The 16,005-nt window shown below is 67.2% G+C and carries 14 protein-coding genes; 11 read left to right on the plus strand and 3 right to left on the minus strand.

Annotated elements, in window-relative coordinates; all coding sequences use genetic code 11:
• Window positions 1–256 precede the first annotated feature (256 nt).
• Window positions 257–1,114, minus strand: a complete 858-nt coding sequence (gene speE / locus WK25_RS03075) for a polyamine aminopropyltransferase (protein ID WP_040143386.1) — start codon at window positions 1,112–1,114, stop codon at window positions 257–259.
• Between the two features lie 218 nt (window positions 1,115–1,332).
• Between speE and tkt the strand changes: the two genes are divergently transcribed.
• A complete protein-coding gene (tkt, locus tag WK25_RS03080) occupies window positions 1,333–3,405 on the plus strand; it encodes a transketolase (RefSeq protein ID WP_040143387.1) in 2,073 nt (690 codons plus the stop codon).
• Between the two features lie 87 nt (window positions 3,406–3,492).
• Entirely contained in the window at window positions 3,493–4,503 is a 1,011-nt protein-coding gene (gap, locus tag WK25_RS03085; RefSeq protein WP_040143388.1) for a type I glyceraldehyde-3-phosphate dehydrogenase, read from the plus strand.
• A 248-nt stretch (window positions 4,504–4,751) separates the two neighbouring features.
• On the opposite strand, the gene WK25_RS03090 is transcribed toward gap, so the two are convergent.
• On the minus strand, window positions 4,752–5,474 hold the full coding sequence (locus tag WK25_RS03090) for a FadR/GntR family transcriptional regulator (protein WP_174554664.1): 723 nt from the start codon (window positions 5,472–5,474) through the stop codon (window positions 4,752–4,754).
• Window positions 5,475–5,685: 211 nt separating this feature from the next.
• Here WK25_RS03090 and WK25_RS03095 point away from each other — a divergent pair, with 211 nt between their 5' ends.
• The 3 genes from WK25_RS03095 (at window position 5,686) to WK25_RS03105 (ending at window position 8,657) form a co-directional block, all read left to right on the plus strand.
• Window positions 5,686–7,005: a C4-dicarboxylate transporter DctA gene (locus WK25_RS03095; protein WP_059547842.1), complete on the plus strand. Its 1,320-nt coding sequence runs from the start codon at window positions 5,686–5,688 to the stop codon at window positions 7,003–7,005.
• Window positions 7,006–7,110: 105 nt separating this feature from the next.
• The gene (alc, locus tag WK25_RS03100; protein WP_040143391.1) at window positions 7,111–8,118 is read left to right on the plus strand and encodes an allantoicase; all 1,008 of its coding nucleotides are present in this window, start codon (window positions 7,111–7,113) and stop codon (window positions 8,116–8,118) included.
• A 14-nt stretch (window positions 8,119–8,132) separates the two neighbouring features.
• Entirely contained in the window at window positions 8,133–8,657 is a 525-nt protein-coding gene (locus tag WK25_RS03105; RefSeq protein WP_069241919.1) for an ureidoglycolate lyase, read from the plus strand.
• 105 nt (window positions 8,658–8,762) lie between these two features.
• Here the strand turns inward: WK25_RS03105 and fur are convergent, their stop codons facing one another.
• Window positions 8,763–9,191 carry a ferric iron uptake transcriptional regulator gene (gene fur, locus WK25_RS03110; protein WP_006400349.1) on the minus strand — a complete coding sequence of 143 codons (429 nt, stop codon included), beginning with the start codon at window positions 9,189–9,191 and terminating at the stop codon, window positions 8,763–8,765.
• A gap of 142 nt (window positions 9,192–9,333) precedes the next feature.
• Between fur and WK25_RS03115 the strand changes: the two genes are divergently transcribed.
• From WK25_RS03115 to lptE, 6 genes are all read left to right on the plus strand, one after another.
• Complete coding sequence (locus tag WK25_RS03115; RefSeq protein ID WP_040143392.1) at window positions 9,334–10,131, plus strand: outer membrane protein assembly factor BamE; 798 nt, start codon at window positions 9,334–9,336, stop codon at window positions 10,129–10,131.
• 65 nt (window positions 10,132–10,196) lie between these two features.
• Window positions 10,197–10,994 carry a 4-hydroxy-tetrahydrodipicolinate reductase gene (gene dapB, locus WK25_RS03120; protein WP_040143393.1) on the plus strand — a complete coding sequence of 266 codons (798 nt, stop codon included), beginning with the start codon at window positions 10,197–10,199 and terminating at the stop codon, window positions 10,992–10,994.
• A gap of 20 nt (window positions 10,995–11,014) precedes the next feature.
• Window positions 11,015–11,683, plus strand: a complete 669-nt coding sequence (locus WK25_RS03125) for a MotA/TolQ/ExbB proton channel family protein (RefSeq protein WP_040143394.1) — start codon at window positions 11,015–11,017, stop codon at window positions 11,681–11,683.
• 22 nt (window positions 11,684–11,705) lie between these two features.
• Entirely contained in the window at window positions 11,706–12,161 is a 456-nt protein-coding gene (locus tag WK25_RS03130) for an ExbD/TolR family protein (RefSeq protein WP_069240967.1), read from the plus strand.
• Window positions 12,162–12,811: 650 nt separating this feature from the next.
• Window positions 12,812–15,406, plus strand: a complete 2,595-nt coding sequence (gene leuS / locus WK25_RS03135) for a leucine--tRNA ligase (protein WP_040143396.1) — start codon at window positions 12,812–12,814, stop codon at window positions 15,404–15,406.
• A 38-nt stretch (window positions 15,407–15,444) separates the two neighbouring features.
• Window positions 15,445–15,999 carry an LPS assembly lipoprotein LptE gene (gene lptE / locus WK25_RS03140; protein ID WP_040143397.1) on the plus strand — a complete coding sequence of 185 codons (555 nt, stop codon included), beginning with the start codon at window positions 15,445–15,447 and terminating at the stop codon, window positions 15,997–15,999.
• The last annotated feature ends 6 nt before the right edge of the window (window positions 16,000–16,005 follow it).

Genomic DNA, 16,005 nt, shown 5'->3' on the forward strand with positions numbered 1-16,005 from the left:
GCGCTTCAGCGCTTACTCTGTTCCCATGCTTTGCGGTCGAACAGTATTGGCGCTCCAGCAGCGGCTCCCGTCCTGCGCCGTGCGGTACAACGGCAATCGGCGCCGGGGCCCCGTCGACGGCGCGCGATGCATCGCGGCCATCGCGGCGGGCGGCCTCTGTCGTTCCGGGATTGCGTGTCGCAGGCGGTTCGCGCGAGAAACGCGATGAGGGCGATGAGCGCGACGAGCCCGCACAACAACGCGCTTTCCAGGAAGTTCAGCGGCGAACGCCCAGTGTATCGCGCAGCGTGCGCGGCAGGGCAAAGAGGGCCGCATGAAGTCGCGCATCGTAGTAGCGCAATCCGTGGACGCAGCGCGCGGCGAGCCGCTCGTCGACGTCGTGCGCGAACAGCGCGGCCGCATCGAGCGTGTCGCTTGCGATCGCCATCAGCCATTGCGAACCGTACAGCGGCACGTGCGCGGACAACGGATCGACGAACGCGAAGCTCGCGCGCAGGTCGTCGAGCAGCGCGGCGACGCGCGCCGCATGGAACACCGGCGAGCCGAGGTGCATCGAGATCGCGCCGCGCGGCGTGAGGATCCGCTTCAGTCGTGCGTAGAACTCGCGCGTATAGAGGCCGGCCGCGGGGGAGTCCGGCGGCGTGAGGTCGAACACGACCAGATCGAAATGCTCGACGGTCGACGCGACGAAATGCGCGGCGTCGCCGATCACGACTTCGACGCGCGGGTCGTCGAGTGCGCCCTGGTGCACGTCGCCGAGATAGCGGCGCGCCATGCCGACCACTTCGTCGTCGAGCTCGGCGACGACGATCCGCTCGATGCACGCGTGCTTGAGCAACTGGCGCGCGGCGCCGCCGTCGCCGCCGCCGAGCACGAGCGCCTTCCGCGGGCAGGGGTGCGCGAGCGCGGCAGGATGCGTCATGCACTCGTGGTACACGTACTCGTCGCCGACCGACGTCATCGGCCGGCCGTCCAGCGTGAACAGGCGGCCGAGCTGCGCGGTCTCCCAGACCTCGATGTGCTGATGCGGCGATGCGACGTGCGCGAGCCGCCGGGCGTTCGGGAAGCCGTAAGCGACATCGGGTGTGGGATGAAATAGAAGGGTCGTGCTCAAGGGCGGGGGCCGCTCGGGGCGGGCAGTTCCGACGCCTGAATTATAGGAGGCGCGCGGTTCGATGGAAATGCGTGCCGGAACACCGCGCACCGGCAGGGGAAATGTCGGCCCATCTGTTAAAATGACGAGCTTTGCAGCCCCGTCCGTAGGCTCCGTCCGCTTCGCGTCCGTCAGGCGCCGCACCGCGCGCCGGGAACGATCGACGCTCGAGCTTGCGGATGCCGCCGTGCCCCCGTTTCCTCGACTCGTTCTCCGGACTCGACATGACGACTTCGTCTCCCGCCTCCACCACCCTGATGGCCAACGCGATCCGTGCGCTCGCGATGGACGCCGTCCAGCAAGCGAACTCCGGTCACCCCGGCATGCCGATGGGCATGGCCGAAATCGGCGTGGCGCTCTGGTCGCGCCACCTGAAGCACAATCCGACGAACCCGCACTGGGCGGACCGCGACCGCTTCGTGCTGTCGAACGGCCATGGCTCGATGCTGCTGTACTCCCTGCTGCACCTGACCGGCTACGACCTGCCGATGGAAGAGCTGAAGAACTTCCGCCAGCTGCACTCGAAGACGCCGGGCCACCCGGAATACGGGATCACGCCGGGCGTCGAGACGACCACCGGCCCGCTCGGCCAGGGTCTCGCGAACGCGGTCGGCATGGCGCTCGGCGAAGCGCTGATGGCGGACGAGTTCAACCGTGACGGCGCGAAGATCGTCGATCACCACACGTACGTGTTCCTCGGCGACGGCTGCCTGATGGAGGGCATCTCGCACGAAGCCTGCTCGCTCGCGGGCACGCTGAAGCTGAACAAGCTGATCGCGCTGTACGACGACAACGGCATCTCGATCGACGGCGACGTCGTCAACTGGTTCCACGACGACACGCCGAAGCGCTTCGAGGCGTACGGCTGGAACGTGATCCCGAACGTGAACGGCCATGACGTCGACGCGGTCGACGCGGCGATCGCGAAAGCGAAGTTGTCTGACAAGCCGACGCTGATCTGCTGCAAGACGGTGATCGGCAAGGGCGCGGCCACGAAGGCGGGCGGCCACGACGTGCACGGCGCGGCGCTCGGCGCGGAAGAAATCGCGAAGACGCGCGCGGCGCTCGGCTGGACGTGGGAGCCGTTCGTGATTCCGCAGGAAGTCTATGCGGCATGGGACGCGAAGGAAGCCGGCAAGCGCGCCGAAGCGGCATGGAACGACACGTTCGCGCAGTACCGCGCGAAGTATCCGGCCGAAGCCGCTGAATTCGAACGCCGGATGGCGAACAAGCTGCCGGCCGACTGGGCCGAGAAGGCGGCCGCGATCATCGCCGCGGCGAACGAGCGCGCCGAAACGGTCGCGACCCGCAAGGCGTCGCAGCAGGCGATCGAAGGGCTTGCCGCCGTACTGCCGGAGCTGCTCGGCGGTTCGGCCGACCTGACCGGCTCGAACCTCACCAACTGGAAGGCATCGAAGGCAGTGCGCGCGAATCCGGAAGGTGCGGGCGTGCTGCTTGGCAACCACATCAACTACGGCGTGCGCGAATTCGGCATGAGCGCCGCGATCAACGGCCTCGCGCTGCACGGTGGCCACAAGCCGTTCGGCGGCACGTTCCTGACGTTCTCCGACTACAGCCGCAACGCGCTGCGCGTGGCCGCGCTGATGAAGGTTCCGTCGATCTTCGTGTTCACGCACGATTCGATCGGCCTCGGCGAGGACGGTCCCACGCACCAGTCGATCGAGCACGTGTCGAGCCTGCGCCTGATTCCGAATCACGACGTATGGCGTCCGGCCGACACGGTCGAGACGGCCGTTGCCTGGACGCACGCGGTTGCCGCCGACCGCCCGTCGAGCCTGATCTTCAGCCGCCAGAACCTCGCGTTCAACCCGCGCACCGATGCGCAGATCGCGAACATCGACAAGGGCGGTTACGTGCTGAAGGACTGGGACGACGAGATCGTCGCGCGCAAGATCATCCTGATCGCGACGGGCTCGGAAGTCGAGCTGGCGATGAAGGCGGTCGAGCCGCTCGCGCAGCAGGGCATCGCGGCCCGCGTCGTGTCGATGCCGTCGACCACCGTGTTCGACCGCCAGGACGCCGAATATCGCGAACGCGTGCTGCCGCACGGCGTGCGCCGCGTCGCGATCGAAGCCGGCGTGACCGCGTTCTGGCACAAGTACGTCGGCCTCGAAGGCGGCGTCGTCGGGATCGACACGTTCGGCGAATCGGCGCCGGCCGGCGTGCTGTTCAAGTACTTCGGCTTCACCGTCGAGCACGTCGTCGAGACCGCGAAGGCCGTGCTGGCCTAAAAGCATTCGCGACGCGCGCGGCCCCTCGCGCGCGTCGCACCGTGAAGCTGCACGAAACGAATTTTTTCAGCCATCAGGAGATAGACCATGACGATCCGCGTCGCAATCAACGGCTACGGCCGTATCGGCCGCAACACGCTGCGCGCGTTCTATGAAAACGGCAAGAAGCACGATCTCGAGATCGTCGCGATCAACGACCTGGGCGATGCGAAGACCAACGCGCACCTGACCCAGTACGACACCGCGCACGGCAAGTTCCCGGGTGAAGTGTCGGTCGACGGCGACTACCTCGTCGTGAACGGCGACAAGATCCGCGTGCTGGCGAACCGTAACCCGGCCGAGCTGCCGTGGGGCGAGCTGGGCGTCGACGTCGTGATGGAATGCACGGGCTTCTTCACGACGAAGGAAAAGGCGAGCGCCCACCTGAAGGGCGGCGCGAAGAAGGTGATCATCTCGGCGCCGGGCGGCAAGGACGTCGACGCAACGATCGTCTACGGCGTGAACCACAACGTGCTGAAGGCCGAGCACACGGTGATCTCGAACGCATCGTGCACGACGAACTGCCTCGCACCGCTCGTCAAGCCGCTGAACGACAAGATCGGCCTCGAAACCGGCCTGATGACGACGATCCACGCGTACACGAACGACCAGGTGCTGACGGACGTCTACCACGAAGACCTGCGCCGCGCGCGTTCGGCCACGCACAGCCAGATCCCGACGAAGACGGGTGCCGCATCGGCTGTCGGCCTCGTGCTGCCGGAACTGAACGGCAAGCTCGACGGCTACGCGATTCGCGTCCCGACCATCAACGTGTCGATCGTCGATCTGTCGTTCATCGCGAAGCGCGACACGACGGTCGAGGAAGTCAACGCGATCATGAAGGAAGCATCGGAAGGCGCGCTGAAGGGGATCCTCGGCTACAACGACGCACCGCTGGTGTCGATCGACTTCAACCACAACCCGGCTTCGTCGACGTTCGACGCGACGCTGACGAAGGTGTCGGGCCGTCTCGTGAAGGTGTCGAGCTGGTACGACAACGAGTGGGGCTTCTCGAACCGCATGCTCGATACGGCGATCGCATTCGCGAACGCGAAGTAATCGCAGTCGTCGCGCACGTTGCGCGGCCGCCGCGGGGCGGCCGACGCAGCGAACGAACCCGGCCCGGGCTGTCCCGGCCGGGTTTTTTATTGCGCCGCGAAACGCACGCGACGGTTTGCGTACGTGCCTTCGCGGGTCGCGCAGGTCGCATCGGCGAAGCAGCAGCCGGCCACCGCGTGGCGGCCGCACGCCGGCGCGCGACCGCCGCGACGTGAACCGCTCGCGCCCGTAACGGGCCTCGGGTTGCGTCAGATCCGCGGCGTCGGGAAAAAGACGCCCGCGCGCTGCGCGGCGTTCGCGATGTGCGTCTCGATCGCGGCGCCGGCTGCGGCCGCGTCGCGTGCGATCAGCGCGTCGACGATCGCACGGTGCTCGTGCCACGTCGACAGCAGCAGCTCGCGCCGGTAGAACGGCATGCGCTGGCTTTCCTTCATGACGTCAGCGCTGCTGCGCAGCACCGACTCGATTGCCGCGTTACCGGCGAGATGGATGATCCGCATGTGGAAATCGAAGTCGAGCCGCGCCGCTTCGTCGAGCGCGCTCTCGGTCAGCGCGACGTGCAGGCCGGCGAGATTCTCCTCGAACCACGCAATGTCGTCGTCGGTGACGACGTGGGCGGCCATCCGCGCGGCGAACCCTTCGAGCGCGTAGCGCATCTGGTACGTGTCGGGCGGCGACGATTGCTCGGCGAACTGCCACGGATGCGCGGCCGTCGCCTGCGCGCTTTCGACGTACACGCCTTTGCCCGCGCGGATGCGCAGCATGCCGAGCGCTTCCAGCGTGGACAGCGCTTCGCGCAGCGACGCGCGGCTGATCTCCAGCTCCTCTGAGAGCTGGCGCTGGGCCGGCAGCAGGCTGCCGACCGGATATACGCCTGCCTCGATCCGGTCGCGGATCGTCGCGATGGCGGCGTCGGTCACAGTGTGCGGAACGTTCTTCATGATGTGAGCGATGGCCGGTCTGACCGGCATTGTAATCCGCACGCGCCGGGTACACGACCGTCCTACGGGAAAGCCACGATCGAACCGCGCGCGGGGGCGGCGGCGCGGCCCCAAAGGGCGGGAAATCCCTATTTTGTTTGGCCTTGACGCGACTATATCGGCTTCCTACTATCGACCATAACATCACTGGTCTTACCAGTATGAACAGACGAAACTGCAACCGTTGGATCGGGAGAGCGCCGTGTCGAAATTCCTCAATTCGCTGTTTGGCCGGGTAGTCGTCGCATTAATTCTCGGGGTCGCGCTAGGCGCGTTCTTCCCGCATTTCGCCGAGTCGCTGCGACCGCTCGGCGACGGCTTCCTGAAGCTCATCAAGATGGTGATCGGCCCGATCGTGTTCTGCGTGGTGGTCAGCGGGATGGCCAATGCGGGCGACCTGAAGAAGGTCGGCCGGGTCGGCCTGAAGGCGGTCGTCTACTTCGAGGTGATGACGACGCTCGCGCTCGGCATCGGCCTGGTGCTCGCGTGGCTCACGCGTCCGGGCGTCGGGATGAACATCGACCTGCGCTCGCTCGATGCGGCGTCGCTGTCGACGTACGCGAAGAATGCAGAAAGCCTGAAGGATACGGCCGGCTATCTGATGAAGATCATTCCCGAGACCGCGATCGACGCGTTCGCGAAGGGCGACATCCTGCAGATCCTCGTGTTCGCGGTGCTGTTCGGCTCCGCGCTGTCGCTGCTGGGCGACAAGGCGCAGCGCGTGAACAGCCTGATCGAGGAGCTGTCGCACGTGTTCTTCCGCATCATCGGCTTCATCATCAAGCTCGCGCCGCTCGGCGTGCTTGGCGCGATTGCGTTCACGACCGGCAAGTACGGCGTCGCGTCGCTCAAGCAACTCGGTTACCTCGTCGCGGTGTTCTACCTGAGCTGCTTCGTGTTCGTTACGGTCGTGCTCGGCATCGTGATGCGGATCGCGGGCTTTTCGGTGTTCAAGCTGATCCGCTACCTGCGCGAGGAACTGTCGATCGTGCTCGGCACGGCGTCCTCGGATGCAGTGCTGCCGCAGGTGATGAGCAAGCTCGAATACATGGGCATCAAGGATTCGACGGTCGGCCTCGTGATCCCGACCGGCTATTCGTTCAACCTCGACGGCTTCTCGATCTATCTGACGCTCGCGGTGCTGTTCATCGCGCAGGCCACCAACACGCCGCTGTCCACGCATGACCTGATCGTCGTGCTGCTCGTGTCGCTCGTCACGTCGAAGGGCGCGCACGGCATTCCCGGCTCGGCGATCGTGATCCTCGCGGCGACGCTGTCGGCGATTCCCGCGATTCCGGTGCTCGGCCTCGTGCTGATCCTGCCGGTCGACTGGTTCGTCGGCATCGCCCGTGCACTGACCAACCTGATCGGCAACTGCGTCGCGACGGTCGTCGTCGCGGTGTGGGAGAACGACATCGACCGCGCCCGCGCGAACCGCGTGCTGAACCGCGAACTGCGCTACGTGGCCGACGCGCCGGGCAGCACCGCACCGGTCGCCGGCGACCAGGCCCACGCGCTCTGAGCGCGACGTTCGCGCGGCGCGGCGCACCCTGCCGCACCGCGCACACGCATTCCTCGCGACCGGCGCGCTAGCACGCCGGCGCTCCTGCAATAACGTGGAGACGACATGGCAGCCCCCATCCTCGATCCGAACGCGCCGGCTTTCACGCGGCGCTACATGAACCTCGCCGACCCGCGCCTGGGCGCGCAGGCGCTTTTTGCGAGCGACGAATTCTTCGCGCCGAAGGAGCGCATGCTCAACCCGGAGCCTGCCGTGTTCATTCCCGGCAAGTACGACGATCACGGCAAGTGGATGGACGGCTGGGAAACGCGCCGCAAGCGCACGACCGGCCATGACTTCTGCGTGGTCCGGCTCGCGCGGCCGGGCGTGATTCACGGCGTCGACCTCGACACGAGCCACTTCACCGGCAATTTCCCGCCGGCCGCGTCGATCGATGCGTGCGCGGTGGACGGCGATACGCCGCCGGACGATGCCGAATGGCGCACGATCGTCCCCGCGACGACGCTGCAGGGCAATTCGCATCACTACGTGAGCGTCGACGATGCGCAGGCGGTCACGCATTTGCGCGTGAACCTGTATCCGGACGGCGGCCTCGCGCGGCTGCGCGTTTACGGACAGCCGCAGCGCGACTGGCGCGACGTGCCGGCCGGCGAGCTGGTCGATCTTGCGGCGATCGAGAACGGCGGCTACCTGGTGGCGGCGAACAACCAGCACTTCGGTCCGGCGTCGCAGATGCTGATGCCGGGGCGCGGCGCGAACATGGGCGACGGGTGGGAAACGCGGCGCCGGCGCGAGCCCGGCAACGACTGGGCAATCGTCGCGCTTGCGCGCCCTGGCATCATCCGGCGCGTCGAGGTCGATACCGCATTCTTCAAAGGCAATTTCCCCGACCGCTGTTCGTTGCAGGCCGCGCGGGTTGCGGGCGGCACCGACGATTCGCTCGTCACGCAGGCGATGTTCTGGGCCGAACTGCTCGGCGAGCAGAAGCTGCAAATGGATCGCGTGCACACGTTCGACGAGCTCGCGGCGCTCGGCCCCGTTACGCACGTGCGCTTCAACATTTTCCCGGACGGCGGAGTGTCGCGGCTGCGTCTGTGGGGCGAGCCTGCTTGAAGGAGGGCATCGGCATGAGCGGACCCCACATCCTGCGCGTCGAGCGCCTGACCCGCGACGCGTTCGCACCGTTCGGCGACGTGATCGCGCTCGAAGGCGCGCGGCACTTCCCGATCAACGGCGGCACGACCGAGCGTTTTCACGATCTCGCGACGATCGACGTGTGCGCGGACGGCGGCCGGCCGCTCGTCAGCGTGTTTCGTGCTCAGCCGCGCGCGCTGCCGGTCGCGATCACGCTGATGGAGCGCCATCCGCACGGCAGCCAGGCGTTCATCCCGCTCGCGGCGGTGTCGCGCTACGCGATCGTCGTCGCGCCGGCCGGCGAGTTTCGGCCCCAGGCGATGCGTGCATTCCTCGCCGAAGGCTGGCAGGGCGTGAATTACGCGAAGGGCGTCTGGCACCATCCGCTGCTTGCGCTCGATGCGGTCAGCGACTTCGTGATCGTCGATCGCGGCGGCCCGCAGCCGAACTGCGACGAGATCCCGCTCGACGACGCGTGGACGCTCGAGTTCGAGCCGGCCTGTGCCGGCGCGGCCTGACGCGCGGCGCACGCGGCCACTGACTTTTTCGTTCCTGTCCGAAAGCAACACGGCCCGGGCGGCGGGATGCCGGCCGGGCCGTTGCGTACGCGCGCAGCGCGCGGATCAGTGTTTGCGGTGCGGGCAGTTCTCGGTGGTGCAGGAACCGTACATCGCGAGCGAGTGCTCCTGAAGCCGGAAGCCGCGTTCCTTGGCGATTGCCTGCTGGCGGCTTTCGATCTCGGCATCGAAGAATTCCTCGACGCGGCCGCAATCGAGGCAGACGAGGTGATCGTGGTGCGAACCTTCGTTCAGTTCGAACACGGCCTTCCCGGATTCGAAGTTGCTGCGCGACAGCAGGCCAGCCTGCTCGAACTGCGTCAGCACGCGGTAAACGGTGGCGAGCCCGATGTCCAGCTGCTCGTTGAGCAGATTGCGGTAGACGTCTTCGGCCGTCAGGTGACGCACCGGGCTTTGCTGGAAGATCTCGAGAATCTTGAGGCGCGGTAGGGTGGCCTTTAGCCCGATATTCTTGAGATCCGTCGGATTGGTCATGGCTAGGCATCCCTAGAGTACAATGCAGGGCTTCAATGTTACCGGCTTTTGGCCGTTCCAGAAACACGCGCGGCCTGCGCAGCGGGCCAGCACGGTGAAGGAAATGTTCCCGGAATCCCTTTCGCACTTTCAGAGGAGTCGCATGCGGAGTGCCATCATCGCTGCCGCCGCCGTTGCCGCGCTGGCTGGTTGTTCGTCGTACGACAGCGTGACGCAGCGCATCGCGCAGAGCATCACGCCCTATCGGATCACTGTCGTGCAGGGCAACTTCGTGTCGCAGGAAAAGGCCGCGCAGCTGCAGGCCGGGATGACGCGCGAGCAGGTTCGCGCGCTGCTCGGCACGCCGCTGCTTGCGGACATGTTCCATGCCGACCGCTGGGATTACCTCTTCTACTTCAAGCGCGGCTCGACGTCGGTCGTCCAGCAGCGCGACCTCGTGCTGACGTTCGCGGGCGATCGCCTCGCGAGCTGGACGGGCGCCGAAAACCTGCCGTCCGAACTCGACCTGCTGGCCGATATCGACGGCGATCGCGGCGGCAAGAAGGCGAAGGCCGCGGCTGCCGCGAAGAAGGCATCCGAAGCCGCGGCCGCCGCGAGCGCCGCGCAGGCTGCCGCTGCGGCGAGCCCGGCCACCGTGCCGGCGTCCGGCGCGGCGGTCGATCAGGATGCGAACGCACAGGCGGCGCGCGCGGCAAACCGCGCGACCAACCAGGTGTCCGGGCAGGGTTCAGGTTCGCGCCGTTTCACGCCGGCCGCGCAGGCCACGGGCGGCGCGCCGGTGCCGGGCGGCCAGCCGCCGGGCGCCGCGCCGGCGATCCAGCCGCAGTTCCAGTTCCATCGTCCGCCGCAGCCGAACGTGTCGAACGAGGCGTCGCCGCCGGTCGGCCCGCAAGGCTCGGACAACCTGCAGAACCAGCCGCTCACCGCACCGGCGCAGTAAGCGGCCGGCATGCGGAAACAGGGCGGCATGCGCCGCCCGCCTTTAGACCTGTCGTGTAGAAAGCCATGAAGATTGCGATTGCGGGTGCATCGGGCCGTATGGGCCGGATGCTGATCGAAGCCGTTCTCAACGATTCCGACGCGCAGCTCGTCGGCGCGCTCGACCGCGCCGGTTCGCCGTTTCTCGGCCAGGACGCCGGCGCGTTCCTCGGCAAGGAAACCGGGATCAAGCTGACCGACGACCTCGATGCCGTTTTCGCGCAGGCCGACTACCTGATCGACTTCACGCGGCCGGAAGGCACGATCGCGCATGTCGCGGCCGCGCTGCGCCACGACGTGAAGCTCGTGATCGGCACGACCGGCTTCACCGCCGAGCAGAAGGCCGAGCTGCAGGCCGCGGCAGGCAAGATCGGCATCGTGTTCGCCGCGAACATGAGCGTCGGCGTGAACGTCACGCTGAAGCTGCTCGAATTCGCGGCGAAGCATTTCTCGCACGGCTACGACATCGAGATCATCGAGGCGCATCACCGTCACAAGGTCGACGCGCCGTCGGGCACCGCGCTGATGATGGGCGAGGCCGTGGCCGGCGCGCTCGGGCGCTCGCTCGACGACTGCGCAGTGTATGGCCGCCACGGCGTGACCGGTGAACGCGATCCGTCGACGATCGGCTTTGCGGCCGTGCGCGGCGGCGACATCGTCGGCGATCACACCGTGCTGTTCGCCGGGATAGGCGAGCGGATCGAGATCACGCACAAGTCGTCGAGCCGCGTGTCGTATGCGCAGGGCGCGCTGCGTGCGGTCCGTTTCCTGTCGGCGCGCGGCGCCGGCCTGTTCGACATGCAGGACGTGCTCGGCCTGCGCTGACCCTCACGGGGGAAACTCCGATGGCCATTCCCACCGGCGTTGTCCACTACCTCGAAAGCGGCGATGCGATCACGCATGCCGTCGCGTACGTGCTGCTGGCGATGTCCGTCGCCAGCTGGTGCTTCCTGCTGACGAAAGCCTGGCTGCTGGTCCGCGCGAAGCGGCAGGGGCCGCGCGCGCTCGCCGCGTTCTGGCGCGCCGCGTCGCTAGACGCGGGCATCGACGCGCTCGCCGGCGCCGACCGCGAGCGCGTGTTCGTGCCGCTCGCCGAAGCCGCCCGCGACGCGGCCGACGCGCACGATCCGGCCGCGCTCGCCGCGCGGGTCGAGCGCAGCGAACGCGTGCTGCGCGCGCTGCGTCACGCGATGCTGCGTTCGCAGCGACGCCTCGAATTCGGCCAAGTGCTGCTCGCGTCGATCGGCAGCACCGCGCCGTTCGTCGGATTGCTCGGCACCGTGTGGGGCATCTACCATGCGCTCGGCAGCATTGCCGCGAGCGGGCAGGCGCAGATCGAGAACGTCGCGGGGCCGGTTGGCGAGGCGCTGATCATGACCGCGTTCGGGCTCGTCGTCGCGATTCCGGCGGTACTCGCGTACAACATCCTCGGTCGGCTCGTGCGCCAGCTTGCCGAGGAACTCGACGGCTTCGCGCGCGACCTGCACGTGTTCGTGTGCGCGCAGGGCGCCTGATTCGCGGCCAGGAGGAACGATCATGGCATTCGGCGGACTGGAGCACCACAAGACGTCCGCGCCGATGGCGGAAATCAACATGACGCCGCTGATCGACGTGATGCTCGTGCTGCTCGTGATCTTCATCATCACCGCGCCGCTGATGACGCACGCGATTCGACTCGATCTGCCGAAGGTCGCGGCGAGCGTCGCGCGCGACACGCCGCAGTCGGTCACGCTGTCGATTGACGACGCCGGCAAGCTGTACTGGGATGACACGCCCGTCGAGCTCGACGCGCTGCCCGCGCGCTTCAAGGCCGCCGCCGCGGGCGCGGCACCGCCGGAGCTGCGGCTGCGCGCGTCGCGCGCGACCCGCTACGACGTGATCGCGCAGGTGATGGGGGCCGCGCAGGCCGCCGGCCTCACACGGATCGGCTTCGTCACCGACGTGCCGCCGGCGGGCGCCGCAGCGCCCGCTGCGTCGGGCGCGAAACGCTGACGTGCCGAGTTACCCACCAAGCCGCCGAGTCGCCAAGCCGCCAAGTCACCAAGTCACCAAGTCACCAAGTCGCCAAGTCGCCAAGTCGCCAAGTCGCCAAGTCGCCAAGTCGCCAAGTCGCCAAGTCGCCAAGTCACCAAGCCGCCGAGTCGCCGAGTCGCCAAGTCGCCGAGTCGCCAAGTCGCCAAGTCGCCAAGTCGCCAAGTCGCCAAGTCGCCAAGCCGCCAAGCCGCCAAGCCGCCGAGTCACCAAGCCGCCGAGTCGCCGAGTCGCCAAGTCGCCAAGTCGCCAAGTCGCCAAGTCGCCAAGTCGCCAAGTCGCCAAGTCGCCAAGTCGCCGAGCCACGGAGTCGCCGAGCTAACGAATCACCGAGTCACTGGCCGCCCGCGCGTGGCGCACAGGCAGAAATGCACGCTGGCCGCCGAGACCGGCCGTACCGGGTGCCGCGAACGGTATAATCGTCGTTTCCGCCCGGTCGGCAGGGTTTCGCCGGGTAAGCTGGAGATCCTCCAGGTTACCCGGCGAATATCCGCACCATGAGCAGGTCCGAGATCCGTGAGCCTGCACCCGCCGCCGGGCTGCCCGATTTTCGTCCACTTCCGCGTGCCCGCCGCGTGGCGCGCCGCTTAAAGCCTAGTCCGAACCACACCATGCACGAGAGATACGTACCCGCCGACGTCGAAGCCGCCGCCCAGGGCGACTGGCGCGCAGCCGATGCCTACAAGACGAAGGAAGACTCGCAGAAGCCGAAGTTCTACTGCGTGTCGATGCTGCCGTACCCGTCCGGCAAGCTGCACATGGGTCACGTGCGCAACTACACGATCAACGACGTGATGTACCGCTACCTGCGGATGAACGGCTACAACACGCTGATGCCGATGGGCTGGGACGCGTTCGGGATGCCTGCGGAGAACGCCGCGATGGCGAACGGCGTGCCGCCGGCGAAGTGGACCTACGACAACATCGATTACATGAAGGGCCAGATGCAGTCGATGGGGCTCGCGATCGACTGGTCGCGCGAGATCGCGACGTGCAAGCCGGACTACTACAAGTGGAACCAGTGGTTGTTCCTGAAGATGCTCGAGAAGGGCATCGCGTACAAGAAGACGGGCACCGTGAACTGGGACCCGGTCGACCAGACCGTGCTCGCGAACGAGCAGGTGATCGACGGCCGCGGCTGGCGTTCGGGCGCGCTCGTGGAGAAGCGCGAGATCCCGATGTACTACCTGCGGATCACGCAGTACGCGGATGAGCTGCTGAACGACCTCGACGGCCTCGGCTGGCCCGAGCGCGTGAAGATCATGCAGCAGAACTGGATCGGCAAGAGCTTCGGCGTGAACTTCGGCTTCCCGTACGAACTCGACGGCGAGAAGGCGCTGCTGCGCGTGTTCACGACGCGTGCGGACACGATCATGGGCGTCACGTTCTGTGCGATCGCGGCCGAGCACCCGCTCGCCGCCCGCCTCGCGCAGGGCAAGCCGGAGCTGCAGGCGTTCATCGACGAATGCAAGCGCGGCGGCGTCGCCGAGGCCGACGTCGCGACGATGGAGAAGAAGGGCATCGCGACGGGCTTTTCGGTCACGCACCCGCTGACTGGCGAGCCGGTCGACGTGTGGATCGGCAACTACGTGCTGATGAGCTACGGCGAAGGCGCGGTGATGGGCGTGCCGGGGCACGACGAGCGCGATTTCGCGTTCGCGAAGAAGTACGGGCTGCCGATCAAGCAAGTGATCGCGAGCGAAGGGCAGACGTACTCGCTCGACGCGTGGCAAGAGTGGTACGGCGACAAGGAAACCGCGGTCTGCGTGAACAGCGGCAAGTACGACGGGCTGCGCCATGCGGAAGCGGTCGACGCCATCGCGGCCGACCTGAAGGCCGGCGGCTTCGGCGACAAGCAGGTCACGTGGCGCTTGCGTGACTGGGGCGTGTCGCGCCAGCGCTACTGGGGCACGCCGATCCCGATCATCCACTGCCCGTCGTGCGGCGACGTGCCGGTGCCGGAAGCCGACCTGCCGGTCGTGCTGCCGGAAGACCTCGTGCCGGACGGCTCGGGCAACCCGCTCGCGAAGTCGGAGGCGTTCCTGAACTGCTCGTGCCCGAAGTGCGGGGCGGCCGCGAAGCGCGAAACCGACACGATGGACACGTTCGTCGATTCGTCGTGGTACTTCTCGCGCTACACGGCGCCGGACGCCGAGACCATGGTCGACGCGCGCACCGATTACTGGATGCCGATGGATCAATACATCGGCGGCATCGAGCACGCGATCCTGCACCTGCTGTATTCGCGCTTCTGGACCAAGGTGATGCGTGACCTCGGCCTCGTGAAGTTCGGCGAGCCGGCGAAGAACCTGCTCACGCAGGGGATGGTGCTGAACGAGACGTACTACCGCGAGGACGCGGCGGGCAAGAAGACCTGGTACAACCCGGCCGACGTGACGGTCACGCACGACGACAAGGGCCGCCCGGTCGGCGCGACGCTGAACGCCGACGGCCAGCCGGTCGTGCTCGGCGGCATCGAGAAGATGTCGAAGTCGAAGAACAACGGCGTCGACCCGCAGGTGTTGATCGATCAGTACGGCGCCGATACCGCGCGCCTGTTCACGATGTTCGCCGCGCCGCCCGAGCAGCAGCTTGAATGGTCGGGCGCGGGCGTCGAAGGCGCGAGCCGCTTCCTGCGCCGCGTGTGGAGCTTCGGGGCCGGCAATCGCGAAGCGCTTGCCGCGCGTACCGGTTTCGACGCGGCCGCGCTCGGCGACGCCGACAAGGCGCTGCGCCGCGAGATCTACAGCGTGCTGAAGCAGGCCGATTTCGACTACCAGCGTCTGCAGTACAACACGGTCGTGTCGGCCGCGATGAAGATGCTGAACGCGATCGACGGCGCGAAAGGCGCGACGCCGGCCGTGCTGCGCGAGACGTACGGCGTGCTGCTGCGCGTGCTGTACCCGGTCGTGCCGCACATTACATTCGAGCTGTGGAAGGCGCTCGGCTACGCGGACGAATTCGGTCCGCTGCTCGACGCGCCGTGGCCGAAAGTCGACGAGGCTGCGCTCGAGCAGTCCGAGATCGAACTCGTGCTGCAGGTGAACGGCAAGGTGCGCGGCGCGCTGAAGGTCGCGAAGGACGCGAGCCGCGAGGCCATCGAGGCCGCGGCCCTGGCCGACGACGCGTTCGCGAAGTTCGGCGAAGGCAAGCCGGCGAAGAAGATCGTCGTCGTGCCGGGCCGCCTCGTGAACATCGTCGTCTGACGGCCGCAGGCCGTCGGGCGCACACAGAAGGAGCGAAGGTGATCCGCAGATCGTTTTTGATGCTCGCCGCCGGCAGCGCGCTCGCGCTGTCGGCATGCGGTTTCCAGTTGCGCGGCCAGCAGGACTACGCGTTCAAGCACTTGCTGATCGCCGGTGCGCCGGCGCCCGTCGAGGCGCGCCTCGTGCGCCTCGTCGAGGCCGGCAGCGACACGAAGATCGTCAAGTCGGCGGACGATGCCGACGCCGTGCTGCGCATGTGGGAATCGCGCGGGCAGAACACGCTGACGCTCAACAGATTCGGCTCCGCGCAGGAGTATGCGCTGTTCTACACGCTGAACTACACGCTGACGAGCAAGGACGGCACCGTACTGATTCCGCCGAGCGCGATCGCGCTGAACCGTGCGATGACGTACAGCGACCAGTACACGAACGCGAAGGCGCAGGAAGCCGAGATCCTGTACGGCGACATGCAGAACGACGCGGTCGATCAGTTGATGCGGCGTCTCGCGATCGTCCACTCGCTGACGCCGGCGCCCGAGGACGTGGTGCCGGGCGTCGCGCCGCGCGCGCCGCTGCCGCCGCCGCCGCTCTGATCGCGG

Origin of the sequence: Burkholderia latens (genome assembly GCF_001718795.1) — a bacterium.
GTDB classification, from domain to species: Bacteria; Pseudomonadota; Gammaproteobacteria; order Burkholderiales; family Burkholderiaceae; genus Burkholderia; species Burkholderia latens_A.